At 46.0% G+C, this 26,530-nt stretch carries 29 protein-coding genes; 19 read left to right on the top strand and 10 right to left on the bottom strand.

Features of this window, described 5'->3' with window-relative positions; translation table 11 throughout:
- The first annotated feature begins 106 nt into the window (after window positions 1–106).
- Complete coding sequence (locus tag P2W83_RS13760; protein ID WP_276134324.1) at window positions 107–682, top strand: RNA polymerase sigma factor; 576 nt, start codon at window positions 107–109, stop codon at window positions 680–682.
- A 17-nt stretch (window positions 683–699) separates the two neighbouring features.
- Window positions 700–1,191: an anti-sigma factor family protein gene (locus tag P2W83_RS13755; RefSeq protein ID WP_276134323.1), complete on the top strand. Its 492-nt coding sequence runs from the start codon at window positions 700–702 to the stop codon at window positions 1,189–1,191.
- Here the strand turns inward: P2W83_RS13755 and hxpB are convergent.
- Window positions 1,183–1,839 (bottom strand): hexitol phosphatase HxpB, encoded by a 657-nt coding sequence (hxpB, locus tag P2W83_RS13750; protein ID WP_276134322.1) that lies wholly within the window; start codon window positions 1,837–1,839, stop codon window positions 1,183–1,185. The genes P2W83_RS13755 and hxpB overlap by 9 nt on opposite strands.
- A gap of 203 nt (window positions 1,840–2,042) precedes the next feature.
- Here hxpB and miaB point away from each other — a divergent pair, with 203 nt between their 5' ends.
- The 8 genes from miaB to P2W83_RS13710 all read left to right on the top strand — a co-directional run bounded on the left by miaB (window position 2,043) and on the right by P2W83_RS13710 (window position 8,643).
- Window positions 2,043–3,467, top strand: coding sequence for a tRNA (N6-isopentenyl adenosine(37)-C2)-methylthiotransferase MiaB (miaB, locus tag P2W83_RS13745; protein WP_276134321.1), 1,425 nt, complete (start codon window positions 2,043–2,045; stop codon window positions 3,465–3,467).
- 31 nt (window positions 3,468–3,498) lie between these two features.
- A complete protein-coding gene (locus P2W83_RS13740) occupies window positions 3,499–4,755 on the top strand; it encodes a sigma-54 interaction domain-containing protein (RefSeq protein ID WP_276134320.1) in 1,257 nt (418 codons plus the stop codon).
- A gap of 37 nt (window positions 4,756–4,792) precedes the next feature.
- Window positions 4,793–5,296 carry an LptE family protein gene (locus tag P2W83_RS13735; RefSeq protein ID WP_276134319.1) on the top strand — a complete coding sequence of 168 codons (504 nt, stop codon included), beginning with the start codon at window positions 4,793–4,795 and terminating at the stop codon, window positions 5,294–5,296.
- Window positions 5,297–5,304: 8 nt separating this feature from the next.
- Window positions 5,305–6,165 carry a hypothetical protein gene (locus P2W83_RS13730; RefSeq protein WP_276134318.1) on the top strand — a complete coding sequence of 287 codons (861 nt, stop codon included), beginning with the start codon at window positions 5,305–5,307 and terminating at the stop codon, window positions 6,163–6,165.
- Window positions 6,162–6,500 (top strand): preprotein translocase subunit SecG, encoded by a 339-nt coding sequence (gene secG, locus P2W83_RS13725; protein WP_276134317.1) that lies wholly within the window; start codon window positions 6,162–6,164, stop codon window positions 6,498–6,500. Before P2W83_RS13730 ends, secG begins: the two co-directional genes overlap by 4 nt.
- 65 nt (window positions 6,501–6,565) lie before the next feature.
- Window positions 6,566–7,594, top strand: coding sequence for an endolytic transglycosylase MltG (mltG, locus tag P2W83_RS13720; protein WP_276134316.1), 1,029 nt, complete (start codon window positions 6,566–6,568; stop codon window positions 7,592–7,594).
- Between the two features lie 32 nt (window positions 7,595–7,626).
- Window positions 7,627–8,265, top strand: a complete 639-nt coding sequence (locus tag P2W83_RS13715) for a VOC family protein (protein ID WP_276134315.1) — start codon at window positions 7,627–7,629, stop codon at window positions 8,263–8,265.
- A gap of 63 nt (window positions 8,266–8,328) precedes the next feature.
- Window positions 8,329–8,643: a DMT family transporter gene (locus P2W83_RS13710; protein ID WP_276134314.1), complete on the top strand. Its 315-nt coding sequence runs from the start codon at window positions 8,329–8,331 to the stop codon at window positions 8,641–8,643.
- Here P2W83_RS13710 and P2W83_RS13705 read toward each other — a convergent pair.
- A complete protein-coding gene (locus tag P2W83_RS13705; protein WP_276134313.1) occupies window positions 8,618–9,028 on the bottom strand; it encodes a hypothetical protein in 411 nt (136 codons plus the stop codon). The genes P2W83_RS13710 and P2W83_RS13705 overlap by 26 nt on opposite strands.
- A gap of 147 nt (window positions 9,029–9,175) precedes the next feature.
- On the opposite strand from P2W83_RS13705, the gene gap reads away from it, so the two are divergent.
- From gap to P2W83_RS13690, 3 genes are all read left to right on the top strand, one after another.
- Window positions 9,176–10,189, top strand: coding sequence for a type I glyceraldehyde-3-phosphate dehydrogenase (gap, locus tag P2W83_RS13700; protein ID WP_276134312.1), 1,014 nt, complete (start codon window positions 9,176–9,178; stop codon window positions 10,187–10,189).
- A 61-nt stretch (window positions 10,190–10,250) separates the two neighbouring features.
- Window positions 10,251–11,462, top strand: a complete 1,212-nt coding sequence (locus P2W83_RS13695) for a phosphoglycerate kinase (protein WP_276134311.1) — start codon at window positions 10,251–10,253, stop codon at window positions 11,460–11,462.
- 139 nt (window positions 11,463–11,601) lie between these two features.
- On the top strand, window positions 11,602–13,152 hold the full coding sequence (locus P2W83_RS13690; RefSeq protein WP_276134310.1) for a T9SS type A sorting domain-containing protein: 1,551 nt from the start codon (window positions 11,602–11,604) through the stop codon (window positions 13,150–13,152).
- Between the two features lie 82 nt (window positions 13,153–13,234).
- Here P2W83_RS13690 and P2W83_RS13685 read toward each other — a convergent pair whose 3' ends face one another.
- A complete protein-coding gene (locus P2W83_RS13685) occupies window positions 13,235–13,612 on the bottom strand; it encodes a hypothetical protein (protein ID WP_276134309.1) in 378 nt (125 codons plus the stop codon).
- Window positions 13,613–13,714: 102 nt separating this feature from the next.
- Window positions 13,715–14,437, bottom strand: a complete 723-nt coding sequence (locus P2W83_RS13680; RefSeq protein WP_276134308.1) for a hypothetical protein — start codon at window positions 14,435–14,437, stop codon at window positions 13,715–13,717.
- Between the two features lie 237 nt (window positions 14,438–14,674).
- Between P2W83_RS13680 and P2W83_RS13675 the strand changes: the two genes are divergently transcribed.
- The gene (locus tag P2W83_RS13675; protein ID WP_276134307.1) at window positions 14,675–14,884 is read left to right on the top strand and encodes a DUF4287 domain-containing protein; all 210 of its coding nucleotides are present in this window, start codon (window positions 14,675–14,677) and stop codon (window positions 14,882–14,884) included.
- A 45-nt stretch (window positions 14,885–14,929) separates the two neighbouring features.
- Here P2W83_RS13675 and fabF read toward each other — a convergent pair whose 3' ends face one another.
- Together fabF and P2W83_RS13665 are read right to left on the bottom strand one after the other, a co-directional pair.
- Entirely contained in the window at window positions 14,930–16,168 is a 1,239-nt protein-coding gene (gene fabF / locus P2W83_RS13670) for a beta-ketoacyl-ACP synthase II (protein ID WP_276134306.1), read from the bottom strand.
- Between the two features lie 27 nt (window positions 16,169–16,195).
- Window positions 16,196–16,741: a TetR/AcrR family transcriptional regulator gene (locus P2W83_RS13665; RefSeq protein ID WP_276134305.1), complete on the bottom strand. Its 546-nt coding sequence runs from the start codon at window positions 16,739–16,741 to the stop codon at window positions 16,196–16,198.
- Window positions 16,742–16,824: 83 nt separating this feature from the next.
- On the opposite strand from P2W83_RS13665, the gene P2W83_RS13660 reads away from it, so the two are divergent.
- Window positions 16,825–17,637 (top strand): hypothetical protein, encoded by an 813-nt coding sequence (locus tag P2W83_RS13660; protein WP_276134304.1) that lies wholly within the window; start codon window positions 16,825–16,827, stop codon window positions 17,635–17,637.
- A gap of 21 nt (window positions 17,638–17,658) precedes the next feature.
- On the opposite strand, the gene P2W83_RS13655 is transcribed toward P2W83_RS13660, so the two are convergent.
- Together P2W83_RS13655 and P2W83_RS13650 are read right to left on the bottom strand one after the other, a co-directional pair.
- Window positions 17,659–18,084 carry a hypothetical protein gene (locus P2W83_RS13655; protein WP_276134303.1) on the bottom strand — a complete coding sequence of 142 codons (426 nt, stop codon included), beginning with the start codon at window positions 18,082–18,084 and terminating at the stop codon, window positions 17,659–17,661.
- Between the two features lie 12 nt (window positions 18,085–18,096).
- The gene (locus P2W83_RS13650) at window positions 18,097–19,359 is read right to left on the bottom strand and encodes a transglutaminase-like domain-containing protein (RefSeq protein WP_276134302.1); all 1,263 of its coding nucleotides are present in this window, start codon (window positions 19,357–19,359) and stop codon (window positions 18,097–18,099) included.
- 474 nt (window positions 19,360–19,833) lie between these two features.
- Here P2W83_RS13650 and P2W83_RS13645 point away from each other — a divergent pair, with 474 nt between their 5' ends.
- A complete protein-coding gene (locus P2W83_RS13645; RefSeq protein WP_276134301.1) occupies window positions 19,834–23,073 on the top strand; it encodes a T9SS type A sorting domain-containing protein in 3,240 nt (1,079 codons plus the stop codon).
- A gap of 80 nt (window positions 23,074–23,153) precedes the next feature.
- Window positions 23,154–23,588, top strand: a complete 435-nt coding sequence (locus P2W83_RS13640; RefSeq protein WP_276134300.1) for a VOC family protein — start codon at window positions 23,154–23,156, stop codon at window positions 23,586–23,588.
- Window positions 23,589–23,693: 105 nt separating this feature from the next.
- Here the strand turns inward: P2W83_RS13640 and P2W83_RS13635 are convergent, their stop codons facing one another.
- Window positions 23,694–24,533 carry a hypothetical protein gene (locus tag P2W83_RS13635; protein ID WP_276134299.1) on the bottom strand — a complete coding sequence of 280 codons (840 nt, stop codon included), beginning with the start codon at window positions 24,531–24,533 and terminating at the stop codon, window positions 23,694–23,696.
- Between the two features lie 104 nt (window positions 24,534–24,637).
- Here P2W83_RS13635 and P2W83_RS13630 point away from each other — a divergent pair, with 104 nt between their 5' ends.
- Entirely contained in the window at window positions 24,638–25,159 is a 522-nt protein-coding gene (locus P2W83_RS13630; RefSeq protein ID WP_276134298.1) for a VOC family protein, read from the top strand.
- A 120-nt stretch (window positions 25,160–25,279) separates the two neighbouring features.
- Complete coding sequence (locus tag P2W83_RS13625; RefSeq protein ID WP_276134297.1) at window positions 25,280–25,669, top strand: response regulator; 390 nt, start codon at window positions 25,280–25,282, stop codon at window positions 25,667–25,669.
- Window positions 25,670–25,671: 2 nt separating this feature from the next.
- Here P2W83_RS13625 and P2W83_RS13620 read toward each other — a convergent pair whose 3' ends face one another.
- Window positions 25,672–26,478, bottom strand: coding sequence for a class I SAM-dependent methyltransferase (locus P2W83_RS13620; RefSeq protein ID WP_276134296.1), 807 nt, complete (start codon window positions 26,476–26,478; stop codon window positions 25,672–25,674).
- Window positions 26,479–26,530: the final 52 nt, after the last annotated feature.

Below are 26,530 nucleotides of genomic sequence, written 5' to 3'. Positions count from 1 at the left end.
AACTGTTTACACAAACTATGACTACCTGGAAAGTAAACAGGTTACAACCAAAGAAAATAAAATTTTCCTGTAACCTGCATTAACTTTCTTGCGTCTACTACCTATAATGCAGCACTTACAGGATACTGATATCATTAGCCTGGTACTGAATGGGGATCAAAAGCCCTTTTCGGTACTGGTTGACCGTTACCAGCATTTTGTATTCACGATTTCCATGCGTTATGTAGAGAACCGTGAAGAAGCAGAAGAGATTGCGCAGGATGTATTTATGAAAGCCTACCGGTCGCTCGCGGGCTTTAATGGCAAGAGCAAATTCAGCACCTGGCTTTATGCCATCGCGCACCACACTTGCCTGTCCCATTTGAGAAAAAGAAAAACAATGATGGTGTCAGTAGATGCTCATCCGGCGATTGAGAATACCTTGCTGGCAGCAGAAAAGGCATCTGACAAGATCAATACCAATTCAACCCGAAACCTATTGGATAAAGCTATGAGCCGGCTGGATAAACAGGATGCGGAAATACTCACCTTGTTTTACCAGGCAGAGCAATCGCTGGAAGAAATAGCGACAATAACGGGACAGACACCAAACAACGTAAAAGTGCGTTTGTTTCGTGCCCGGCAGAGACTTAAAAACATATTAGAACAATACTACCCTGCCGATGCGGTAGCGTTGAAATGATTAAATTAGTAGTAGCTATGCAACAGCAGATGGAAGATATTGAGTTACAGATCTGGGAATACCTGGATAACGCCTGTAGTGAAGCGGAAAAGCAACGTGTGGAGCAGCTAATATCGTCGAACGAGGTATGGCGGAAGAAATTTGCTGAGCTGAAGGCGTTACAAAGCGAGTTACAGGAGTTGGAAGAACACCACCCCTCAATGCGTTTTACAGCGAATGTTATGGATAGCATAGCGACCGCACATGTAGCGAGCACAACGGTACGTTATCTTAATAACTGGGTAATAAAAGGGATCGCTGCTTTCTTCCTGGTGTTGATCGGTGCTGCCATTATATTTTCAGTGGTAGCTATCAATGCTCCAAACGCTCACGTTTCGAACGCTTGTGGCTTTAATAAGTACTTCAATAGCGATGTCCTAACCGCAGTGATGTTCATCAATATCCTCCTTGCATTAGCAGTCCTGGACAGGGTTCTCCGTAGAAGGCAGGAACAGAAACATCTAGTATAACCTTTTCAGCACATCCAGGTCAAAATCCTCAAGCGAGCTCAGTTTCGCGTCAGCCAACGCAAAGCGTGGATCGTCGAAATGAATAACATCCGGGACAACGATCACTTTCATTCGCGCTGCTTTTCCGGCTATCATACCGTTCACCGAGTCTTCCAGCACCACGCACTGCAGCGGACTTGAACCCATGGCTTTCGCGCAGTGCATGAATACCCCTGGGTGTGGCTTACCGAGTTCGACCACGTCTGCCGATGAAATGCAGTCGAAATAATCAGTGATCCCGAAATGATCTACCAGGGCATGTATCATACGAGCAGGCGATGACGATGCGAGTCCTATCTTAAAACCATTATTCTTCAAAAGCTCGAGCGACTGAATAACACCTGGAAGTACTCTGCCCGCTCTTTTCGAAGCGTCGATGATATCATCCAGTATCTCCTCAGCCACTTCTACTGAGGTGCTTCCATTCCATGGGTATTTTACGGACCAATATTCTGTAACCTCATATATGCGCAGACCGGTAGTTTCCTTGAACCTGTCCGGACCGATGGGTATCTTATGTTTTGCGGCTATACGCAGCATGCTTTCACCCCAAAGCGGCTCGGTGTCCAGCAACAACCCGTCCATATCATATAATACCGTATTGATCATATCCTGCCCTGATTTTGACCGCAAATATCCGTTGCGCGGACCAGATTATCTAAAACCGTGGACTTAAGCTACTGAAAGCCATGGTGTCATGTTTGAGTTTTTACCGGTCTATCCATACATCACGTTTTTCCATTGTTTATCTGCATTTTAGCTTCAAATTCAGCTCCTATTCCCCTACCTTTGCAGACACAGAATCGGAAATTATGGCAGAGACCCTGCAGAAAGTAGTAGAAGAAAACCGCCAGGGAGAGGCATATGCACCTTTCCAGGGCGACCCAAACCAATACAGTAAGAAATTCTATATAGAAAGCTATGGCTGTCAGATGAATTTCAGCGATAGTGAGATAGTAGCTTCTATATTAAATGAACAAGGCTTTGGCGCTACCCGCAATTTTGAGGAGGCCAATTTGGTGTTGCTCAATACCTGCTCCATCCGTGAAAAGGCTGAGCAAACAGTGCGTAACCGACTTCAAGCATTCCGCAAGGTGAAGGACCAAAACCCGGGCATGCTGATTGGCGTGCTGGGTTGTATGGCGGAGCGCCTGAAAGCAAAATTTCTTGAGGAAGAGAAACTGGTAGATATAGTAGTAGGTCCGGACGCCTACCGTAGCCTGCCCGGCCTGGTAGCTGAAGCAGAAGGCGGTCAGAAAACTGTGAATGTGCTGCTGAGCCGCGAGGAAACGTATGCGGATATATCGCCCGTTCGTCTTGACAGCAATGGCGTGACGGCTTTCGTGAGCATCATGCGTGGTTGCAACAATATGTGCTCTTTCTGCGTGGTACCATTTACCCGTGGTCGCGAGCGCAGCCGTGATGCGGTGAGCATCGTAGCTGAGTGCCGTGACTTGTTTGAACGCGGCTACCGTGAGGTGACATTGCTGGGTCAAAACGTGGACAGCTACCACTATGCTCCAGAGAACCTGGAAGATGCAGTGACCTTTGCCAAACTGATGGAAATGGTAGCACTCATCTCTCCTAAACTCAGGATCCGTTTCAGCACATCGCACCCGAAAGACATTACGGATGATGTGCTGCACACCATGGCCAAATACGATAACATCTGCAAATACATACACCTGCCTGTACAGAGTGGCAACACACGCGTACTGCAGCTGATGAACCGTACTTATACCCGCGAATGGTACCTGGCCAAGGTAAAACGCATTATGGAGATCATGCCTGATTGTGCGCTGAGCACCGATGTGATCAGCGGCTTCTGTACAGAAACAGAAGAAGAGCACCAGGATACTTTGAGCCTGATGGATCAGTGCGGTTTCGATATGGCATACATGTTCTCTTACAGCGAACGCCCCGGCACGCTGGCAGAGCGCCGCTATGAAGACGATGTGCCAGAAGAAGTGAAGAAAAGAAGATTGGAAGAGATCATTTCGCTGCAGAACAGCCATACGAAAAAGAACCATAATGCCGACATCGGCAAGTCGTTCGAAGTGTTGATAGAAGGTCAGAGCAAACGTAGCGAGCTCAACTGGAGTGGCCGCAACAGCCAAAACAAAGTGGTTGTATTCCCGAAAGGCGACTACAAACTGAATAAAGGTGACTATGTGAATGTGAAGATCACCTCGACAACGGGTGCTACCCTGCTGGGTGAAATAGTTTCTGTTAACTAATTAAAATTGTCGCCCGACAGGGGCAGGTTTTATGGATCTTCAGAGCATTAAGAATAGGTTTGGCATTATAGGTAATTCGCCTGCCCTCAACCATGCACTCAATACTGCTGCACAGGTAGCTTCTACGGACCTGTCGGTATTGATAGCCGGTGAAAGCGGTGTGGGTAAAGAGGCCTTTGCCAATATCATACACGCATTATCGTCGCGCAAGCACAATCCTTTTATAGCCGTTAACTGCGGTGCGATACCCGAAGGCACTATCGATAGTGAGCTGTTTGGTCACGAAAAAGGATCGTTTACCGGCGCGGTTGATAGTCGTAAAGGTTATTTCGAGACCGTTAATGGCGGTACCATTTTCCTGGATGAAATAGGCGAAATGCCTGTAGGCACGCAAGCCCGTTTGCTGCGCGTACTGGAAACCGGTGAGTTCATCCGCGTAGGTTCTTCGAAGGTTCAGAAAACAGACGTTCGTGTCATAGCGGCAACGAATAAAGACCTGTTGGAATACACGCAACAAGGCAAGTTCCGCGAGGATCTTTACTACCGTTTGAGCACTGTTCCTATTCGCGTACCTGCCCTTCGCGACAGGCCCGAAGATATTCCACTATTGTTCCGCAAATTCTCTACCGACTTTGCCGAACGCTACAAAACACAATCAGTACAACTCGATGCATCTGCGCAACAATTGCTTCTATCCTATCCATGGCCAGGTAATGTGCGCGAGCTGAAAAATATAGCGGAACAGATATCGGTATTGAGCACAGATAAAGTGATCTCTGTCGAAACACTGCAAAGATCGCTACCACAAAAGGATGGTGGCCGCAGCCTGGCCCTGATGGCACCTGCCGGTAGTCCTGTTGCAACAGGAAAGGATTTCGCGAGCAATACTGAACGTGATATTCTTTACAAGCTGTTCTTCGACTTGAAGAAGGACATGAACGACCTGAAGTCCATGTTCTTTGAACTGGCGCACCACCAGGGACATTTCCCTGCACAACCTGGCAATGATACCATGCTGCCTGCTTACACAGCAACCAATAGCGAACCGGTTCCCGTTGTAGCAGCCGCACCTTATAATCCCAATGCTCCTATCCTGCTTCAACCCAACGATCATGTCGATATTCATGAAGATGTAGAAGAATCACTGATGTTGGCCGACAGGGAGAAAGAATTCATCATGAAAGCCCTGAAAAAGCACCGTGGCCGCCGCCGCGATGCTGCCAACGAGCTGGGTATTTCAGAAAGGACACTGTACCGGAAGATCAAAGAATACGATATTAAAGAGTAATTGCGTTTCTATTTATTCAGCCTAATTTTACACGTTCATGAAACAGCGGTTTCTCTTAATACTTACTGTAGTTTTTGCTTTTGCGCTCTCTGGTTGCGGTGTATACAGTTTCACCGGCGCCAGCATACAGGGCAAAAGCATCAATATACATGTACTCGAGAATCGCGCCCGTAATATAGTTCCGAGTCTCAGTCCTGCACTTACGACCAAGATAAGAAGCAGGATACTTTCGCAAACCGGTCTCGCACCTGTTAAAACAGACGATGCCGACTACGATCTTTCGGGTACTATCACCGCGTATGAAGTAACTGTATCGGGCGTGCAGAACACCCAACAGGCTACACAAAACAGGCTGACGATAACAGTGAATATTGTGTTCAAGAACCGCCTTGATAAAAAGGCAGACTTTACACAATCATTCACCCGGTTCGACGACTTCTCAGCCACACAAACAGTACAACAAGCGGAAAGCAGGTTGATCGAGAACATCGGTAACCAGCTGGCCGACGATATTTTTAATAAAGCATTTGTAAACTGGTAAGGAGGCGTATGGCAACACCAAACATTTCACAAATAACCAAGATGCTGCGCGAACCGCAGTCGATAACGGATGCCGATGTGGAAGATATAGCCACACTGGTTCAAACATATCCTTATTTCACGCCGGGGCACTATTTCGAGGCCGCGCGTAAACAAAAGCACGAACCGTTCTCTCCCGGCATTATGAACAATATGCAGCTGTATATGGGCAACTGGCTGCAGTTCCATAGTTACCTGCAAAACGTGTCTGGAATAGTTGAGGAGATCGACGAGGTCGTAGTAGTTGAAAACGCAGCTCCCACCCCTAGCGCGGTTGTTCCGGAAGAGCCGGCGACATTGCAGGCAAAAGACGAACAGATAATAGCAGAAGAGAATCAAACAATGCAGGAAGAACCGCTGATACAACCGATATATACAGAAGATTATTTCCTGCACCAGGGTGTCGAAGTTTCGAACGATATACCCGATGCAGAAGAATTACATATACAATCAGAAAAAGAGGAAGACAAGTCGCTTATGGTGATGATGAGTTTTGCGGAATGGCTGACACATTTCAAGACAAAATCGCAAAAGGAAAAAGAAGAAGAGCAGGATCAAAAAGCGCTCAAAACAATGTGGCAGCAGGAGAAACTGGCAGCTGCACTAGGAGAAGAGAACGAAGAAATACCTGAGGATGTATTCGAAATGGCAGTTAATTCGATCACCCAGGAAGAGGGCCTGGTGAGCGAATCGCTGGCCGAAATACACGTCAAACAAGGCAAATATGACAAGGCGATAGATATGTATCGTAAACTAAGTTTGCGTAATCCGCAAAAAAATGCTTATTTTGCTCGCCGTATTGAAGAAATCTTAAAAGAAAAACAGTCATGATATCATTGATCACCATACTTATCCTGTTAGCTTGTGTGGTTTTAGCATTTTTTATCCTTGTTCAAAACCCTAAAGGTGGCGGTCTGTCTGGCACTTTTGGTAGCATTGGTACCCAGGTAATGGGCGTTAAGCAGTCTACCGACATTATGGAAAAAGGCACATGGACCACCATGGGTGTTATCGCAGGCCTTTGCGTTCTGCTGGTTATGTTCTTCGAAACTCCGAAGGAAATGCAACAACAGCGTCAGCAACAAAACAGCAGCGCTCCTGCACAGCAACAAGGTCAAGGCCAACAGCAAGGTGGTGCTCAGCAGCAACAGCCTGCCGGAAAATAATTTAGGCACAAACTTTTTGAATAGATACCTGCTCTACCTTTGAGCAGGTATTTTTATTTTACACTATGGCTTCGAAAAAAGGGAGATTTCGCTGGATAGGTTTGTTGATACTCGTATTGTTTGTAGTTGGTGCTATCGCACTCTGGGGTGTCTTTGGTCCTAACACCGGAGATATGAAAGGAGACTACCTCTACATCCACACAGGTTCTACTTATGCAGATGTACAGAAAGCATTGCAGGAAGGCGGCTTTGTGAGGAACATGACCAGCTTCGACCAGGTTGCAAAGCGCTCTGGCTATCCTGAAAAAGTGAAAGCAGGTAAATACAAGATCAACAAGGGCATGAGCAACTATAATATGGTTCGCCGCCTGCGTAATGGTGACCAGGAGCCCGTAAAGCTTGTTATCAATAAACTGCGCACCAAGCAAGATCTTATGCGCCTTGTTTCTAAAAACCTCGAAGCTGATTCACTGGAATTTCGTGCGTTACTTAATGACAACGGCTTTCTTTCGCAGTATGGTCTCGACAGCAACACGTCGATGGCTGCGGTGATACCAGACACCTACGAGTTCTGGTGGAACACAGACGCAAAGAAAACCTTTGCGAAGCTGGCCAAATACTACAAGCAATACTGGAACGATGAACGCAAACAAAAAGCAGCTGCGAAAAATCTTAAGCCGGAACAGGTGGTTACCCTTGCATCCATCGTTGAAGAAGAAACAAACAAGAACGATGAAAAAGGCAACATAGCCAGCGTTTACATGAACAGGATGAAGATCGGTATGCGCCTCCAGGCCGATCCAACCATAAAATTTGCGGTACAGGATTTCACTTTACGTCGCATAGGTGGTGTACACATGCAGAATCCTTCGCCGTACAATACATACAGGTATGCAGGTCTGCCTCCTGGTCCCATATGCACGCCATCTAAGAAAACACTGGAAGCAGTACTGAACGCACCTGATACCAAATACATCTACTTCTGCGCAAAAGAAGACTTCAGCGGCTACCACCGCTTTGCTGCCAGCTATGCAGAGCACCAGAAAAATGCAAGCTTGTACCAGAAGGCGCTTAATGCAAGGGGCATACACTAACTCTGGCACTATTTTAGAGGTTCTTATTTACAATGCACATCAAAGAACTAATACTGAAAACCAACTCCTTGCACCGCACGCATTTGTTCTATCACAAAACAATGGAGCTGGAGGTTGTCGATGAAACTGAAGAGTCTGTTTCCTTTAAGGCTGGCAAAACAATATTGACGTTTGAGGAGGTAGCAGATAGTAAACCATTCTATCATTTCGCCTTCAACATTGTCAACAATAAGTTCTCCGACAGCTTTGAGTGGATGAACAGCAAGCTGGATATCCTTATGGTTGATGGAATGCCCATTGCTGGCTACAACGATTGGAATGCCCAATCATTCTACTTCCTCGATAACAACGGCAACATCGTCGAGTTCATCACCCGCTTCGATCTTCCTTATCATTCAAATGCCGAGTTTTCTTCCGACTGCATAGTTGAAGTAAGTGAGATAGGCTTGGTGGTAGAAGACGTGCCGGAAATCGTAGTAAGGATAAAAGATGGTTACAATATCCCCCACTTTCGCAAAGGCCCCGTATTGCACGATTTCGTGGCCATGGGTGATGACTATGGGCTGTTGCTGGTGTGCGCCAATAAGCGCGGATGGGTGCCCACACATAAGCCTGCAAAGATGTTTCCCGTTACCGTAGTGCTGGAAGAGGGCAAACGTATTAGCATCTAAAACATACCGGCCATTCCGGTTAATACTCAGTACCTTTACGGCCAACCTTTTACATTCAAAAACATGAATTGGTTCGTACTGATATTGGCCGGTTTATTCGAAGTGGGTTTCACTACCTGCCTTAAGTTTTCCAACAACTTCAAGAACATGTACTGGGGTGTTGGCTTCTTTATCTGCATCACAGTTAGCTTTATCCTGCTCAATAAAGCCATTCAAACCATTCCTATAGGTACTGCCTATGCAGTATGGACCGGTATTGGCGCTGTAGGTACTGCCATTATCGGTATTATGTTCTTCAACGAATCAGCCGAATTCTGGAGGGTGTTATTCATCTTCACGCTGATCGCTTCCATTATTGGTCTGAAGCTGGTGAGCTAGTCTGCAGCGTATAGGCTTTTTCTACCTTTCGGTCTTTTGCGAAGAATACAGCGTAGTACACGACGATCGCGGAAAGCCCCAGTGCAAATAAAGCCGCCGCATAAGGTCGCGCTTCGTGGTCAGTAAATTCGCCTATCATCCAGGTACTGTTAGCAAGTATCCAGAAGCATACAGCGATGTTGTGAAACAGCTCGGAACGTACATCTCTGGACTTCCAGGTAATGTAAAAAGCCACTGTGACGGTAGGAATGATCATGAATACCCCACCGGGCTTAAACTCCAGCGACCAGCACAGGTCTTTGATCAGCCACAGAAATATATGCGCATTTTCTATCCAACGGTAGGCCGGGCTGATGTTGATCGGTTGCTGCTGTTCAGTATTCATGATGCAAAGATTGGGAATGAAACAGGTAAAATACAAGTGGAAACTCAATACATTAAGGCATTCTAAATGTATTTTCCCCTTTTACATTTTACATTGTCCCGGTTGCCTCGTACCTTTGCGGCACATTTTCAAAATTAACCCCATAAAATGAGTACAGTAAAAGTTGCCATTAATGGTTTTGGCCGCATCGGCCGCCTGGCTTTCCGCCAGATCTACAACATGCAAGGCATTGAAGTTGTAGCTATTAACGACCTTACAAAGCCTAACGTACTGGCGCACCTGCTGAAGTACGACAGCGCCCAGGGTCGTTTCGGTGTAGAAGTTACAAGCAGCGACGACGCTATCACAGTAAATGGCAAACAGATCAAAATATATGCACAAAAAGACCCTGCTCAAATTCCCTGGGGTCAGCACAACGTAGACGTTGTACTGGAGTGCACTGGTTTCTTCACAGATGCTGACAAAGCACAAGCACACATCACTGCAGGCGCTAAGCGTGTAGTTATCTCTGCTCCTGCTACAGGCGACCTGAAAACTGTAGTTTTCAACGTTAACCACAGCATCCTTGATGGTAGCGAAACCATCATCAGCTGCGCATCTTGCACTACAAACTGCCTGGCGCCGATGGCTAAAGCCCTGAACGACAACTTCGGTATCGTAACAGGTCTGATGACTACCATCCACGCCTACACTAACGATCAGAACACACTGGATGCTCCGCACCCGAAAGGCGACCTGCGCCGCGCCCGTGCTGCTGCTTCTAATATCGTTCCTAACTCTACGGGTGCTGCTAAGGCTATCGGCCTGGTACTGCCTGAACTGAAAGGTAAACTGGATGGCGGTGCACAACGCGTTCCAACCATCACAGGTTCTCTGACTGAACTGGTTACAGTTCTGAACAAGAAAACTTCTATCGAAGAAGTGAACGCTGCTATGAAAGCTGCTGCAAACGAAAGCTTTGGTTATACTGAAGACGAGATCGTTTCTACAGACATCATCGGTACTTCTTACGGTTCACTGTTCGACGCTACTCAGACTCGCGTTATCACACAAGGCGACCAACAACTGGTTAAAACAGTTAGCTGGTACGACAACGAAATGAGCTATGTATCTCAGCTCGTGCGCACTGTAAAATATTTTGCAGGTCTGATCTCTAAATAAGTTTTCAAATAATCTGGAAACGCTACCTTCGGGTGGCGTTTTCTGCTTTAAACACACTTCTATGAGCAAATTCAACAACTATAACTTCAGTGGCAAAAAAGCGCTGGTACGTGTCGATTTCAATGTTCCCATCAAAGATGGTAAGATAACCGACGATACACGTATTACTGCTGCACTGCCTACTATTAAGAAAATACTGGACGATGGCGGCAGCGTCATCCTGATGAGCCACTTTGGCCGTCCGCACAAGGACATGGCTAAGAAGCCAAACCTTACGCTGGCTGATTTTACCCTGAAACCAATTGTTGCGCACCTAGGCAACCTGCTGAACACGGATGTGCAATTTGCAGATGATGCTATAGGTGAAGATGCACAGCAAAAAGCTGCTGCCCTGAAGCCAGGACAAGTGCTGCTGCTCGAAAACCTGCGTTATTACAAAGAAGAAGAAAAAGGTGACAAAGACTTCGCTGAGAAGCTGTCTAAATATGGCGATGTATACGTGAACGATGCCTTCGGTACCGCTCACCGTGCACACGCTTCTACGGCTGTTATCGCACAGTTCTTCAATTCAGACAGCCGCATGTTCGGTCTGCTGATGGAAGGCGAAATAACTGCTGCGGAACAAGTATTGAACAACGCACAAAAACCATTCACTGCTATCATCGGTGGCGCCAAGGTTTCTGATAAGATCATGATCATCGAGAACCTGCTGGAAAGGGCTACTGATATCATCATCGGCGGTGGTATGGCGTACACCTTCTTCAAAGCAAAAGGCTGCAGCATCGGCACTTCTCTTTGCGAAGAAGACAGGCTAGACACTGCCAATGAGCTGCTGAAAAAGGCAGAAGCAAAAGGTGTGTGCATTCACCTGCCTTCAGACAGCATCATTGCTGATAAGTTTGCTGCTGATGCCAATACTTCTTCTGCACAAAACCACGATATTCCAGAAGGCTGGATGGGCCTGGATATAGGCCAGATGGCTTGCGATACTTTCTGTAAAGTGATCCGCGATTCTAAAACCATCCTTTGGAATGGCCCGATGGGTGTATTCGAAATGGATAAATTCCAGCACGGTACTAAATGTGTAGCAGATGCAGTTGCTGATGCTACTGAAAATGGTGCTTTCTCACTGGTAGGTGGTGGCGATAGCGTTGCAGCTGTAAACAAGTTCGGCTACAACCAGAAAGTAAGCTATGTATCTACAGGTGGTGGCGCTATGCTGGAATTCTTTGAAGGTAAAGAGCTGCCTGGTATAGCTGCGATCAAGAACTAATCATAACCTTTGAATAGATAAGAAGCCGGCTTTATGCCGGCTTTTTTGTTTGCGTCATTTTTACGTCATAACAATTGCAACTGTATACACTTACGGCATTGGTGGTGCTAAATTTATAGTAGATATAAAAACGCTCTCTATGAAGAACCTTACCTGCACTATTTTGATCGCATCCTCTCTGGTCGCAAATGCCCAAACTCCTTTTAACACCTCGCGGCAGATCGATGTCAACAATCTCAATGCACGTGTTTTAGTGCATGGCGATATGTGGTGGGATCCCGCACTGGCCGACCCCGGTGTTGAATTTCCCAAAGGCAGCGGGAAACACCTGGCGTTTGGCGGCGCTTTATGGATGAGCGGGCATGACAATGCCGCCCAACTCTATGTAAGTTCACAAACCCTTAGAACTGGATTTGATTACTGGCCTGGGCCGCTGGATGCCAACAGCACTTTATCTTATACAACCTCGGCCAACTGGGCCCGGATATGGAAGATAGACCGTGCTAAAATAGAGGATTTCTTAACCACACCTTCTCATTCTATACCAGGTACTCCTGTAGAAATTTTAGAATGGCCTGCAAAAAACAACCCGTATGCGAAGGGCGCCGACGGCGTGCCACTTACGATACCAGGCGACATGGCCCCATTCGTGGATGTTGACAAAAATGGCAGTTATGACCCGCTGATGGGCGACTACCCCGATATGAAGGGTGACGAGATGCTTTGGTGGGTCTTCAGCGACAATGGTCCTACGCATAACAACTCAGGACCTGCAAGCTTGCCGCTGAAGGTGGAGGTTCGTGCCTGCGCCTATGGATATAAGCGGAATACGCTGATGGATAATGTCATTTATTATGAATATTACGTCACGAATAAGTCGCAAACAGATTATAATGACTTCCGGGCGGGCTTATGGGCCGACCTCGATCTAGGTTATCATCTTGATGACTACATAGGTTTTGATTCTACGCGAAGACTGGGGTATGTGTACAATGCCGCCTCCACGGACGGTACCGGTGCACCCGGACACTATGGCGACACCATTCCTATGGCTGGTATCGTACTTGTTAAATCGCCTAATGATAAACCGGGCACGCTTGCACCGGCGGGTAGCTTTGCGCGACATATTACATTGGGTAGCACAAGCCCTATCGGCAACGATACTTTTCTTAGAGCATCACCAAGGTACCCATGGTGGAGCGGCGATCCTTCAGACAAAACGGCATGGTCGGAGTGTAGTATTAGTAACGCACCCGGCGACCGAAAATTTGTCTTGTCGGATAGCGACTATGTATTTACCAAAGGTTCAACAGCAGTGTATGCATTTGCACTGGTAGCCACTCCGCCTGTAATCAACAATGGCTGTCCTACTACAACCCTTACTTCCATCAAAGAAGTAGCCGACACTGCCCTTGCCAACTTTGCTTTCCCGGTAAAAGTAACAGAGGTAGTTACTCAAACAAATAGTTTGTTATACCCTAATCCGGCTACCAATACCCTATTTATCGATGCTGCCATCAACGCAGAGCATTTGATGGTCTACGACGCCACCGGCAGGAAGCATCAAGTGACTGTAAAAACAGGTGGAAAACAAACACAGATCGACGTCGCTCACTTACCGCCGGGGTTGTACAATATTGTGTACCAGGACAAGCACGTTTTGCATTTGGACAAATTCATAAAAGGATAGCTACCACAAAGCTTCGCCAAAACAAAAAGCCAGCCCGATATGTCGGGCTGGCTTTTTTAATGACTTGTTAGTACGTGCGGCTTTATGCCGGCTTTTTTATTTGTCGTGTACCTTCTTGTTGGCTTAATGTATAATCGGTCAACTCGCCATCAGGGTAGTTACCGTCGTTGGCCCATATCTCGATGCAGTCAATAAGACCTTCATTGACGTGTACTACAGCAGCACCGCCACTCGCTAATTCGCTTGACTTCAGATCCACCTCATTCAGCTCTATTGTCTCGTTGCCCAATCTATATGGCTCGATACCTTCATGGTGCGCAAATGATATGAATACGCCCATACCTGTGTAATCATGCTCGTCTTCTATCAAATACGGGATCTGCTTTCTTAGGGCCAGGCCATTGCTGTCTTCCTCAAGTACCAGGTCTAATATGTCGGTTATAAATTGGTTCGTGATCATGCCCAAAAATAGCGCTTCTTTCTGTGCTGCCAGCCATTTCCAGCCGATTTTTCTTTATCCACACTGGTGTAGTGGCCAAAAGTTATTGTTCAGCTATCACATCTATTCTACGTACGCCCTGGTTGTATATACCTTCTTTACAAAGATGTCTTTGTTTTTGCCTATAACGAACTCGCTGAGTCCCACATGAGTTTTATTCCTGGGGCTCCAGTCGTACGTATAGCCGAGGTGGGTAAAAGGATAACGTTTCATCACATCCGGGTTGCTGTACGAATTGTCGATATAAGGATTCAACCAGTCCATGTGGTCGGTGCGCTTTAGGTCCTCAGCCGACGCAGTAAAAGAACAAACACCATTGATTATTGACGGGTCAAAACAGGGACGAAACATATCCTCCGGCGACACCCATAATTCCAGGAAGTATGAATAGTTGGCCGTAGGTGGGAGGCCGAGCAACTGCTGCAGGCGCAGTTTCAGCCGCTGGTCGCTTAACCCGCCAAGTTCCATTGCCTTTAGTTGCGGCGCCAGGCTTATGAATACCGGGTAATTGCCGGTATTGTAACGGTAGTAGCCAACCTTGCTGTCAAAGTTCTTTGTATAATAGGTAGTGTCTGCTTTCCATGTAGCAGCCAGCACATATCGCTTGCCATCTATGGTATCCCAGGCCAGGTTGGTATTATTCGGCGTTACTGTAACCAGTCCGTTATATACACTGGACTGTACCGGATGCTGTGCCTTACTGAGTCCCTTGGTATAATAATACTTTTGTGAGCAACTGGAAATAACAAGTGCTATGGCGATCAGGACGTAAAAGTTCTTTTTCATAGAAATGGTTGTTGTTGTGAAAATAGAAAGATGAGCCGGTTACTGAAAGTTTTGAACTCCAATTGTTTGGTAACTCAAAAGTTGCCTATGTCGCGAACGTTATTGTACTTTGAACCCACGAAGGCTTTGCAGAAGTGCGCGACTGGCTGGAATTTTATGAGCAGTTTTGGAACCAGAAGCTCAAAAAACTTGGTGCGCTGCTAGACAAGAAATACAACAATAAAACAAGAATAAACTATGAAATCAGACTATTGGAACGTAGACGATCAGCAGGTGATCGAAAAAACAGGGAAGCCCCTCGCCCATTGGATGCAGGTGCTGGACAAGTTCAAAGCCGCTGACAAGAAATCGAACGACGTGGTAGCCCACCTGCAAAACGAACACGGCGTGCCGCGCTATTGGGCACGGACGCTTACAACGCGATATCTAAAAGAGAAACAGGGGTAATAAAGAAAGCCGGCTCATCGCCGGCTTTTTATATCTGTCAAGAAGTTAGACCTTTTTGAATATCACAATTGCATTGTGCCCACCAAAGCCAAAGGTGTTACTCATAGCAGCACGTATCTCTTTCTTCACGGCCTTGCCGGTAACAATATTCAGTGAAGCTGGCACCTGTTCGTCAATGTTGGTTGTATTGATGGTTGGCGGCACCAATCCTTCTGTAATCGCCTTCACAGAAATAATTCCTTCCACTGCGCCTGCGGCACCCAATAAGTGGCCGGTCATTGATTTAGTGGCGCTGATGAGCAGGTCCTTATTCTCACCAAATACTTGTTGTATCGCCTTCACCTCGCTGATATCGCCTACCGGTGTTGACGTAGCATGCGGGTTCAGGTAATCGATATCAGCTGGCTCCATGTCAGCATCCTGCAGTGCAAACCTCATAGCCTGCGATGCACCTAAACCTTCAGGGTGAGTTGCGGTCATGTGGTAAGCATCGGCCGTCATTGCTGCCCCGGCTACTTCTGCATATATCTTAGCTCCGCGAGCGATGGCATGTTCGTATTCTTCCAGAATCAGCGCGCCGGCACCTTCGCCCATCACAAAACCATCACGTTCCTTATCGAACGGGCGCGATGCAGCGGCAGGATCGTCGTTACGGGTCGACATGGCCTTCATAGACGAGAAACCACCTACTGATGCAGGTGTGATTGGCGCTTCGGAACCACCGGTTACTATGATCTTTGCCTTACCCATGCGTATGTAGTTCAGCGCATCCATGATAGCTGTATTTGAAGTGGCGCAGGCCGACACAGTAGTATAGTTGAGACCCATAAAACCATATTTCAGCGATATCATGCCCGATGCCATATTCACGATAAGCTTGGGAACAAAGAAGGGACTGAACCTGGGCTCGTGTCCCGAGGTTACATATTCTTCCACCTGCTCTTCGAAAGTGGTCATACCACCCTGCCCCGAACCCCAGATGACACCTACATCAAATGGCGACATCTTACTAAGATCAAAACCGGAATCTTCGATAGCTTGCTTGGCAGCAGCCAATGCGTATTGCGTAAACGGATCTGTACGCTTTATTTCGTTGCGATCCATATACAGCTCTGGCTGAAAACCTTCCACCTGGCAGGCAAATCTTGATTTGAATTTGCTTGGGTCAAACTTATGTATGGTTTTAGCGCCACTCTCGCCGGCAGCTATATTGTTCCAAAAGGTGTTAATGTCGTTACCCAAAGGCGCTATCACGCCCATACCGGTTACTACTACTCTTTTCATGTTCTATTTTTCAAATTGTATGATCACTTAAACAGATGCCAACACCTGCTTGTATATGGTTTCAAAGTGTTTTTTTCCAAGCACGCGCGAAAACAATAAGGATGCCAGCATATTCGACACCAGCATCGTTGCTTTTGTCGCCGGTTTTTCCTTAAACTCAAAGATCCCTTTTCGTTTTCCGTCTGCAAGACATTTGCTTACCCATGCCAGTATCAAATCCCCCATTTCTTTAAGTTTTAGTCGCATTTCCTCTGGCAGCTCGGTGGATGCCGCACTCAAAGCTCCCATTAGGCACACCGTGCCTCTTGCATTGCTTTCAAAATAGGTATTCAGAAATCGTTTTAATTGCTGATCCTCCGGCAGCTGCTCCCATTGCCGCGACGAAAACCCAATACGTTCTATGGCACGCTCCAGCACTGCCATCCCCAGGTCGGTTTTTGAAGGAAAATGATAATGTACCGCCGCATTCTTTATTTGCAACTCGTCGGCTATATCCTTATAACTGAATGCATGATACCCCTTAGTACGAATAAGGTATTCACCAAGATCCAATATTGCAAGGCGGGTATCCACGGCGCAAATATACTTACCTATTAGTAAGTAAGCAAATTTATCCGGATGTAGGTTCTTGATTGGTTTTGTGCTATTTTGGTTCTATGAAAACTATATGCCAGGTTATCACAACTATACTCCTTGCACTAAACGCTCCATATATCTGTGCACAGACTGCATTTGATCGACAATTAGAAGTTAGCCAGCACAGCAATTATTCTTACAAACAAATGTCCAATTTTTTCATCTTACTTGATTCTCTTGAAGTTGATCGATCTATTCGTTCAGACGGCACCGATATGCAACAACGATATCAAAAAGGTCACAACCAGCAGTCTGTTATTATTAAAAAACTAATCGGGTCAGCAAATGTCTATCAGCGCACTATTGGTTATCGCCTGGCTGGATTTTATTTTGACACCACTTTTGCAGATATACTTAGGAGCAAAATGTTCTCTGAAGACACGTTGCCGGCAGTCTGGGCATATTCTTCGCTAACACAACTTGACAAAAAAGCTACCGACGCCGCATTTTCCTGGCTTGTTAAATATGAAGATTTTGGTGATGCTGTTTCCATGGGTTGGTACTTGCTAATGGACACAAACAGCATTATTAGTACTGGATATAAACATTTAGAAGACGAGAATAACCGAGCTCAAATACTCTCGCTGCAAACGATAGCACTTTTTGACAAAACGATTAAGGCCGATTCTGTACTACGGGCGGCTGTACTCAACTGGGATGAAAGAATAAAGGGGTATGCGATAGCCGCGTTGGAATTCAACAATAAAGGCAACTATAAGTCGTTGCTACAGCCATATACAAATAATCAAGACTATTGTCCTACAATCAGAAGAGTACTTGAACGAAGTCCAACAAAACAAGACAACGAGTTTGCTAAACACGTTTGCAACTAGTCAGATCTTTTTCCCCGGCCTCTAATTTTGATTTTCGAAATCCACAACATAAGCCGAGTTCTCTTTTCTAAAGACCAAACCAACCTCTTTATTAATTGGGCCAACGTTGGCTACATTACCGTAGTCTGCCAGGTTTTTTGATAAGAAATAATATTCGACCAACGCCCCATTGTCAAACAGGCATAGTATATACACGTCATCCCTATACTCTATTTTTGAGTTCCTCAGTACGGTAAGGTCGGTCTGAGTTTGTGCTTCCAGTTCGTCAATACTGGTATGTGGAGCTATTATTGCGTATTGATAGAAGTTTTCGCCTACCAGTTCATCAATTCTTGTACTAAATGAATCAACATCCCTGCCTTTAACTACATCAATTGGACGATGCAAGCCGTCGACATTCGAACAGCTGATCAAAAAGAGGATCAATAAAGGATATATGGTTCGCATGTTTTTCATGTATTAGTTCTTACCAACCGACGCTGCGGTCTCATCCTCAGGAGCCTGCCAGAATTTATCAGGGTTATTCGTTTTATACCGTACAAAAGTTGTGTTGTTCTTTTCGTTAAAGGCGGTTGTTTTATCTGGTGATTGATCAAAATAGTCGAGTGGCAATAGTTCTACATAGGTCAATTGCTGCCCTCGTTTCTCTAAATTATTGCGGCTATCTACCGGGCATTCCAATCTGTATAGATTTTTGGTCATGTAGTAATCCAGGTAATGCGCCCGCGTTGCAGTGCTTTTATGATTCCAATTAGCATCGGGATTTACGATCAGCGTTTCACCATGTATCAACCGTTGTCTTACTTCCTGTATTCCCAGCAATTCTCCTTTCTCGTTCATTACATAGGCTTCGTTTGTAGGATCCATCCATATCCATTTCTTCAACTGTTTTGAATATACAGCGTTGATCACGTGGCAATCCTGGTCTATACCAAGACTGTCTTTGGGAAGACATGTTACCAGTCGCGATGGAAATCCCATGGCCAGGTAAAACTCGTTCAGGACCGTTGCCAGTCCCCGGCAGTTAAGTCCGCGCTCTTCTTTTTTACACACGGCCATCATATTCATCGCGTCGTACACAGAGGGGTTGCCATGTGTGCCATCGTGTGGAATATAGTTGTGCACCCAACGCATCAGGTTAATGATCTTAGATACTTCATTGGCTTTGCCTGCAATAGAATCTAAATTGAAAGTTTTCCTTAATGCTACCAGGTTGCTGTCATCTTTCGACTGGTAAGTGAACCTGGGAAACACCCGCTGGTCTGCCTGGTTGAACGCAGCTGCGTGGTTAAGGATGTATGAATAGTCGCCTATCGGCCGCACTTGCTGCATCAGGGCTGCATATCTTTGTTCACTCCTGATATTATCCAGGTCACTGTCTTTTTGCATGTGCTGATAATCGTATAACCCTGCATGTATAGACTTTTGCAGATTTGCAAGTGCTGCATCTTTATTATTGAGTAAGGAGTACGCACAACTGAGGTTGTAGTATACATTGGCATTATAACTCTCAAATTCCTTTTTAGTTTTTGCATCCAGTTTACGGTACCGCTTTTCATACCCTTGCAACAACCTTTCATAGGTGCTGACATCGCGGTTATTGTATGCAATTGTAAACAGGCTGTCTTGTACTTGCGAGTACTTCTCAAATGCCGCATCCTGTGCAAAGGCCCCGGCCATTAACAGTAGCCCGAAGGCAGTCATTATTATTGCCTTTTTCATGGGTATTTTTTAGCTCGATAACAATTTATAAAAATTTAGACTATTTATTTCAAAAAAATCGCTGATTAAACTTGCCGCTCTGACCTAAAACAAATTCACATCGCTGAAATACCATATCCTCATTTAAGTATTTTATTGTATATTTGTAATAGAAGTTCTTTGAGTCCGTTGGTGCATTGACGTAGGTTTCGCCTGTGTATGTTTTTGAAAAAAGCCTTAGAAAATACACAATTGTACACAAAGCGCGAATACGTCATGAAACGCAACACGATTTGGTCATGATCCCGGCACGGAAACATGGATGGTTACAATTGACTGAAAAACAATTAATTGAACTAAGCGAGACAAAAAACATTCCCCAAAACGACAACAAACGGCAACAAATTTTACCGTCTGGGGTTCTGGTCGTCGCAGTCTGTTGTAGAAACATTGTTTAGATATATTTCATATATTTATAGCTTAACGACCTATACAATGCGACTACCCTACGTCTTATTATTGCTCGTTGTGGCAATAACTGCCAAAGCGCAAAATCATGTTTCTAACTGCAGCTTCGAGCAGTACACAACCTGTCCCACTGCTATCTCCCAGCTAAACAACTGTGTATCGTGGCGACAATATACTACCGGCACATCCGACTATTTTCATGATTGCAACGCTTCTATGATACCTGTCGTGCTCCAGGGCTGGCAGAACCCGGCACATGGCGACGCTTTTATAGGGTTTTACCTGTTTAGCACGTTTGGCACGAGCATATATAAGGAGTATGCAGCCACCACAATAACCCCACTTACCATAGGTGGCGTTTATGAAGTATCCATGTCAGTATCGCTGGCCAATAACTCCGGATATGCCTGCAATGACCTTGGCGTGTGGTTTTACGATTCCGGCCCCACAACGGTTTCTACCGCTACCGCGCTGTCAGTTACTCCACAAGTATCCTACGCCAGCTACGGCGCCATAACCGATACGCAAAATTGGGTACGGGTAACAAAGACATTTGTTGCCGATTCTGCCTACGACAACATTGTGATCGGCGGCTTTAAAAGCTGGGCGCAACTGGGGGGGAATGATACAGTCAAAGTTGGTGCTTCGCAGCTCAGTTATTACTATATCGATTCAATTGTGATCAGGCTTACAGACACACTGAGCTTTATCTACAATGACACAACATTATGCGTGGGCGATAGCGTAAAAGTTCCATTCAGTGCAGCGTCGTCTTATTTTTCACCTACCAATGTTTTTAGCCTGCAACTGTCTGACGCAACAGGCGGCTTTGGCAGCCCAATAACAATCGCAACACTTGCTGGTAATAATCCAGGTACTTTAAAAGGCGTGGTACCAACAGGCCTTACGCCAGGCACAGGTTACAGGCTGAGGATCGTTTCTTCCTCGCCCGTAATGACAGTCGTCTCTACCAAGAACATTGCGATCGGTTTATCGCAGCCGGCCAAACCGGTTGCCGGGGGCAATAGTCCGGTGTGTGGTGGTAGCGCATTGTACCTGACGGCTACCACAACAACTTCGGCCGTCACCTGGCAATGGCAAGGCCCGGCAGGTTTCAGTTCTACCATGCAGAATCCCATTGTTGGCGCTTTTGCACCAGCCAATGCCGGTAGTTATGTTGTTACGGCACTCAACTACGGCTGCGAGGCTAAGGATACCGTAACGATCGCCTATCAGCCCGGCATAACGCCTATAACTGCCACTAACAATGGCCCTGTGTGCGTAGGTACTGGATTTAGTCTCAGTACTACTGCATCAACAACAGGTGCTACCTATTCGTGGTCAGGCCCGAACAGCTATACATCTACGCAGCAAAATCCATCCATATCCAGCTCAACGTTGGTCATGAGCGGCGATTATATAGTTACAGCCAGTTTAAATGGTTGTACAGTAAAGGATACAACGACGGTGCTTGTAAAACCCGTTCCAGTTGCTACAGCCAGCAACAACGGTCCTGTTTGCCAGGGCACAACACTAGACCTTGTTGGCAACTCAAACTTGACCGGATCGACGTTCTCCTGGATAGGACCATCATATTCAGCGAACACGCAATCACCTTCAATATTCAACGCAACACCAGCCAACCAGGGCACGTACACATTAACGGTGACAAAAGATGGATGTAACTCTCTGCCAGTAACTACACAGGCAGTCGTTAACCCGATAGCGCCGATCACTGCAACCAACAACGGTCCGGTTTGCGAAGGAGGTGGCTTTACCTTAAGCACAACTGCATCGACAGTCGGCGCCACTTATTCATGGAGTGGACCGAATGGCTATAACTCACCCATCCAGAACCCCTCGATCCCCAGCAGCACCTTGATAATGAGCGGCGACTATATTGTTACAGCAAGCCTGAATGGATGTACCACCGCCGACACGACAACAGTGTTGGTAAAACCTGTTCCTGTAGCGAGTGCATCCAACAGCACGCCCGTATGCGAAAATGGCACGCTCAACCTTACTGGCGGATCTTCCATTAGCGGGTCCGCATTCGCCTGGTCGGGGCCGCTGGGATATTCGTCCACCCTGCAATCGCCGACTATTTTCACCGCTACACCGGGCAACACTGGCAACTATACCTTGATAGCTACCAAAGACGGCTGCAATTCTTTACCAGCGGTTACAACGGTTATAGTGTACCCTATTCCAGCTACGCCAGTAGCCAATGCGAACAGTATCATGTGTGATGGCTCGCCGCTCAACCTGTCTACAGCCACAGTATCCAATGCCAGTTATTCATGGACCGGGCCGAATGGCTTTACATCGACCCTGCAAAACCCAAGCATCAACCCGGCCACTTTTGTACATGCAGGCTATTACGCAGTGCGCATATCTGTAAACGGCTGCCAGTCTGCTAAAGACTCGGTGTTGGTTACCGTGAACATCATACCTAAGATCGGTGCCTGGGCCAGTCCTAATGACACTATTTGCGAAGGAACGCTGACTACCTATGTGGCTATACACAGCAATGGCGGCGTAAACCCAACATTCCAATGGTATAAGAACTTCGCACCTATAGCCGGTGCCAATGGGTTAGTGTACAGCACCGCTACCCTGAAGACAGGTGACAAATTTTATTGTACCATGTACAGCGTTGGTGTGTGTACCGATCCGGTTACCGTAAGTACTGATACCATTTCGATGGTGGTGTTGCCTATAGTTACTCAACCTTCGGCAACCATTTCTTCAGTACCTGCTATACCCCAGCCTGATAGACTGGTTACCTTTACCGCGCATGTACAGAACGGCGGGCCTAATCCTAAATACCAATGGCAACTGAACGGTACAAACCAGCTAGGCGCTATCAACGCAACCTGGAGTGCCTATACGCTCAAGCCTTTCGATAAGGTGAATGTGCTCATTACTTCTGACGATCCTTGTGCGCTTACCAAGACAGCTTCTAGCGACACCATTACTCTTGGCTTTGCAACATCTGTAGGTAACATTGGTAATGCGGCAGCGTTTAACGTTTACCCGAACCCTAACGATGGCAATTTCAGGATAACTGCATATAACGTATCGGGACAGTCCGTAAAACTGGAACTACTCAATGCCGTAGGTCAGCTTGTTTATCAGGAAACGATAAGCGCGGTGAACAGGCAGATAGACCAGGCGGTTAGGCTTCAAAATATTGCCAGTGGTGTGTACCTGCTGAAGTTATATGATAATGGTTCCGTAAATACGATCAAATTGAATATCAGGTAATTCTTGATAAGGATAAAAACAAAACATTAAGTTTACCGGAATTCCCTTAATTGCACCTTAAATCTAAAACACCACGTACTATGGCTAAAATGAATCCTTACCTCAATTTTGACGGAACAGCAGAAGCAGCATTTACTTTCTACAAATCTGTGTTTGGCGGCGAATTTGTTGGTGTACACAAAATGAGCGAAGCTCCGGGCACTGAACAACTGCCTGAGAATGAGAGGAACCGCGTGATGCACATTGCGCTGCCTATTGATGCCAACACTACCCTGATGGCGTCTGATATCATCCCTTCAATGGGGCATAAGCTTGATGTAGGGAACAACGTGCATATCTCCCTGCACCCGTCAAGCCGCGAAGAAGCTGAGAGGCTGTTCAACGGCCTGTCTGCAGGTGGCAAAGTGGAAATGCCTCTGCAGGATACCTTTTGGGGCGCATACTATGGCAACTTCCAGGACAAGTTTGGCGTGAACTGGATGATTAACTATGACAGCAACGCAGCTAATAACTAATATTAAGAAAGCCGGCTATTGCCGGCTTTCTTATAAACTATATTTGTTGTTTTGTTGTATATTTGTATTTGTAAGTTCTTTGAAAGAAACGAACCAATCAGCCGGTCATACTTCCATGATCTTGTAATGCAGGTCAAGCATCTTGATACCAACAAACCAAAATTCGTGGTCAGTTCGCAGTACTCCGTATTTGTCCTCATACACATGTATGCTTTCCTTTAGAGGAATATATTTGACCTTTACGGCATCATTGCCATGCTTGCGTACCCGGTAGTAGCCTGCATCGCCTATCTTTTTGCCATGCGACAGTAGCTTGACAGATCCGTCTTCCTGGACAATTGTCTTAAGCAATACCGTTACATTGCCTTTAGGAAGCGGAAACACCACCCGAACATAGCGGTTGCCTTCGATGATACAGGTGGAATAGAAACCGGCATATACTACCCTGCCGGACAGTATCGACTTGCGTAACCAGCAGGCATAGTGCAGTTCGCCGGTCTTGGGATCTACAAGACGTAGCACCTCATTGCTCATACCTCTGCTGGTTTCCAACGGGTATAGTGGTATGTTCAGCTGATCCATTTTAGTGCTCAGGCTCCCGATCAGTATCCGGGCAAAGAAACTCATTGGAGCATACCACTGCGACCATACTTCGAGCTTATAGCGGGCTGTATGTTCGTAAAACTCAGCTATACGCGGATTGAGTAGGGACTTCAGGGGATCATCGTCGGAAATAGCAACCCTGAAATCGTTAAGCAGTCCTCCTTCTGGGGCGTTCTCTACGATCAATCCCATTGAAGAAGCAAAGCGTTCGTAATAGCCGCTACCAATGTGCAGCACTTCAGACATAGGCCCTTTGAGCCAGGGATATTTTTTGAAACTGCACACCTTTCCGGTGGTAACCAGCCATGCATTGATAAGCCATTGAAGCGAACTGCCTAACATAACATCAAGTTAGTCATTAAATACTATAAACTAATAATTATTGGCATGTTCGAAAGAAGGAATTGATAAAACTCATCTAAATTTAGAGGACGAAACCACTCATTATGAACGAATCAAAGGCACCGGTCGAAACAATGAACGACTATAAGGTACCGACACAAACCACTATAGGTCACGTACATCTGAAGGTTAGCAACCTTGATAAAGCCCTGGAATTTTACTGTGGGCTTCTTGGCTTTGAGCTGACCACTACTTATGGAGAGGACGCCGCTTTCATATCTGCTGGGGGCTATCATCATCACATAGGCCTTAACACCTGGTACAGTAAAGGAAAACCCGCTGCCAATCCACGATCGGTAGGATTATTCCATACAGCGATACTCTACCCTAGCCGTAAGGATCTGGCAGTTATTGTAAAGAGACTGATCGACCGTAACTATCCATTTACAGGAGCCAGCGATCATGGTGTATCTGAGGCTGTATACCTGGATGACCCGGATGGGAATGGCGTAGAACTGTACCGCGATCGGCCAAAAGAAGAATGGCCCATCAAAGAAGACGGATCATTAGATATGTATACTCAGCGCCTCGACCTGGCAGACCTGCTTTCAGAATTGGATAAGTAAGCTTCGGGTCAATAATCTAACTCAATCACAATAACCAATCATTAACAATAGCACCGTTTTTTAACGGTACTGCGGCATTGTGCGGCAACGTAGGTTTGTAAGACAATCGTTGGCAACCAGATGCAGGCTTACAAATACGATAAGGTACTGATAGTGGATGATACAGAACTAGACTGCTTTATAGCAGAAAAGGTGATGCGCATAACACAATTTGCCAAAAACACCATCTGCATCAATTCTGCCTGTGATGCGCTTAAATATCTTGACACCTTGTCAGAAAATCCTGATGCGATCCCCGAATTGATCTTCCTGGATGTGAACATGCCCGGCATGAACGGCTTTCAGTTTTTGAGTGAATACAAGAAATTGCCGGTGGGCATTAGGAAACGGTCCATTGTTATGCTCACATCATCCATTCTGGAAGATGATAAACAACATGCCCTGAGTAACGAATATGTCAAGTCGTTTATCAATAAGCCTCTGAGCATGGACGCGTTGAGGAACCTCTAGCCTCATTCCTTTGTGCCCCAAACTCTGAAAAACCGCGGCAGGCTGATAATTGTTGTGTCATCTTTGGTGAAGGTTTCTATCTCGTTTAGTATCCGCTGAATGGTCACTTCATTTGCCAGTCCTTGCGCCTTCACCGCATCTCTTATCTTGTCCATAGTTATGTACGCCATCCATTTGCCATTGCCTTTGCTAAAGACCGGCTGTATCACATCGAAGCCAATATTATCCAATCCAGCTTCTGCGAATAAAGATGGAAGCGCAGGACCTATGTTCGCATTCTGTCTACGCTGCAACGCTGCAGTAGTAAACAACGACACATAATCGTCAAACGCCTTGCATTCAGGAAAAGAGAAATGTCCGATGAAATGTATGTCTTCCACAATTATACGGCCACCGGACTTAACACTGGCAACCATATTCTTTAAAACTCCTAAAGGGTCAGTAAGATGAGATAAAAGGAAACGCGCATATGCCATGTTAAACTCGCTCGCGTACTTCATATCATACGCACTTAGCTCTTCATAGGATACGTTTGTTATACCTTGTTCGATAGCTTCCTTTCGATTGAGTTCTATGATGTCTTTATCAAAATCAATTCCTGTTACATGGCCGGTATCGCCAACAATGCCAGCAACCATAAGCGAGATATGACCGCCGCCACAGCCCACATCCAGAAAAGACATGCCATTTGAAAGACCTTGTTGCTGTAGTAAAGCTGTCTCGTAAGGGTACAGTACTTCAGAAAGTACTTCCAGGCGTTTTTTACCTTCTTCGCCCCCGGCAATTATATAATTTCCCGTTGTTTTCATAGAAAAGGAATTACAGAAAAGATACAACATCGAGACAAAACGGCCAATGCTA

The organism is Polluticoccus soli (assembly GCF_029269745.1).
GTDB lineage: Bacteria > Bacteroidota > Bacteroidia > Chitinophagales > Chitinophagaceae > Polluticoccus > Polluticoccus soli.
The sequence above is the reverse complement of the archived record's forward strand: the minus strand, read 5'-3'. Positions and strand labels throughout refer to the sequence as shown.

Excerpts from the sequence above, each read along its gene's own strand:
- P2W83_RS13760 (WP_276134324.1), top strand. The coding sequence starts at position 107 with ATGCAGCACTTACAGGATACTGATATCATTAGCCTGGTACTGAATGGG.
- P2W83_RS13755 (WP_276134323.1), top strand. The coding sequence starts at position 700 with ATGCAACAGCAGATGGAAGATATTGAGTTACAGATCTGGGAATACCTG.
- hxpB (WP_276134322.1), bottom strand. The coding sequence starts at position 1,839 with ATGATCAATACGGTATTATATGATATGGACGGGTTGTTGCTGGACACC.
- miaB (WP_276134321.1), top strand. The coding sequence starts at position 2,043 with ATGGCAGAGACCCTGCAGAAAGTAGTAGAAGAAAACCGCCAGGGAGAG.
- P2W83_RS13740 (WP_276134320.1), top strand. The coding sequence starts at position 3,499 with ATGGATCTTCAGAGCATTAAGAATAGGTTTGGCATTATAGGTAATTCG.
- P2W83_RS13735 (WP_276134319.1), top strand. The coding sequence starts at position 4,793 with ATGAAACAGCGGTTTCTCTTAATACTTACTGTAGTTTTTGCTTTTGCG.
- P2W83_RS13730 (WP_276134318.1), top strand. The coding sequence starts at position 5,305 with ATGGCAACACCAAACATTTCACAAATAACCAAGATGCTGCGCGAACCG.
- secG (WP_276134317.1), top strand. The coding sequence starts at position 6,162 with ATGATATCATTGATCACCATACTTATCCTGTTAGCTTGTGTGGTTTTA.
- mltG (WP_276134316.1), top strand. The coding sequence starts at position 6,566 with ATGGCTTCGAAAAAAGGGAGATTTCGCTGGATAGGTTTGTTGATACTC.
- P2W83_RS13715 (WP_276134315.1), top strand. The coding sequence starts at position 7,627 with ATGCACATCAAAGAACTAATACTGAAAACCAACTCCTTGCACCGCACG.
- P2W83_RS13710 (WP_276134314.1), top strand. The coding sequence starts at position 8,329 with ATGAATTGGTTCGTACTGATATTGGCCGGTTTATTCGAAGTGGGTTTC.
- P2W83_RS13705 (WP_276134313.1), bottom strand. The coding sequence starts at position 9,028 with ATGAATACTGAACAGCAGCAACCGATCAACATCAGCCCGGCCTACCGT.
- gap (WP_276134312.1), top strand. The coding sequence starts at position 9,176 with ATGAGTACAGTAAAAGTTGCCATTAATGGTTTTGGCCGCATCGGCCGC.
- P2W83_RS13695 (WP_276134311.1), top strand. The coding sequence starts at position 10,251 with ATGAGCAAATTCAACAACTATAACTTCAGTGGCAAAAAAGCGCTGGTA.
- P2W83_RS13690 (WP_276134310.1), top strand. The coding sequence starts at position 11,602 with ATGAAGAACCTTACCTGCACTATTTTGATCGCATCCTCTCTGGTCGCA.
- P2W83_RS13685 (WP_276134309.1), bottom strand. The coding sequence starts at position 13,612 with ATGATCACGAACCAATTTATAACCGACATATTAGACCTGGTACTTGAG.
- P2W83_RS13680 (WP_276134308.1), bottom strand. The coding sequence starts at position 14,437 with ATGAAAAAGAACTTTTACGTCCTGATCGCCATAGCACTTGTTATTTCC.
- P2W83_RS13675 (WP_276134307.1), top strand. The coding sequence starts at position 14,675 with ATGAAATCAGACTATTGGAACGTAGACGATCAGCAGGTGATCGAAAAA.
- fabF (WP_276134306.1), bottom strand. The coding sequence starts at position 16,168 with ATGAAAAGAGTAGTAGTAACCGGTATGGGCGTGATAGCGCCTTTGGGT.
- P2W83_RS13660 (WP_276134304.1), top strand. The coding sequence starts at position 16,825 with ATGAAAACTATATGCCAGGTTATCACAACTATACTCCTTGCACTAAAC.
- P2W83_RS13655 (WP_276134303.1), bottom strand. The coding sequence starts at position 18,084 with ATGCGAACCATATATCCTTTATTGATCCTCTTTTTGATCAGCTGTTCG.
- P2W83_RS13650 (WP_276134302.1), bottom strand. The coding sequence starts at position 19,359 with ATGAAAAAGGCAATAATAATGACTGCCTTCGGGCTACTGTTAATGGCC.
- P2W83_RS13645 (WP_276134301.1), top strand. The coding sequence starts at position 19,834 with ATGCGACTACCCTACGTCTTATTATTGCTCGTTGTGGCAATAACTGCC.
- P2W83_RS13640 (WP_276134300.1), top strand. The coding sequence starts at position 23,154 with ATGGCTAAAATGAATCCTTACCTCAATTTTGACGGAACAGCAGAAGCA.
- P2W83_RS13635 (WP_276134299.1), bottom strand. The coding sequence starts at position 24,533 with ATGTTAGGCAGTTCGCTTCAATGGCTTATCAATGCATGGCTGGTTACC.
- P2W83_RS13630 (WP_276134298.1), top strand. The coding sequence starts at position 24,638 with ATGAACGAATCAAAGGCACCGGTCGAAACAATGAACGACTATAAGGTA.
- P2W83_RS13625 (WP_276134297.1), top strand. The coding sequence starts at position 25,280 with ATGCAGGCTTACAAATACGATAAGGTACTGATAGTGGATGATACAGAA.
- P2W83_RS13620 (WP_276134296.1), bottom strand. The coding sequence starts at position 26,478 with ATGAAAACAACGGGAAATTATATAATTGCCGGGGGCGAAGAAGGTAAA.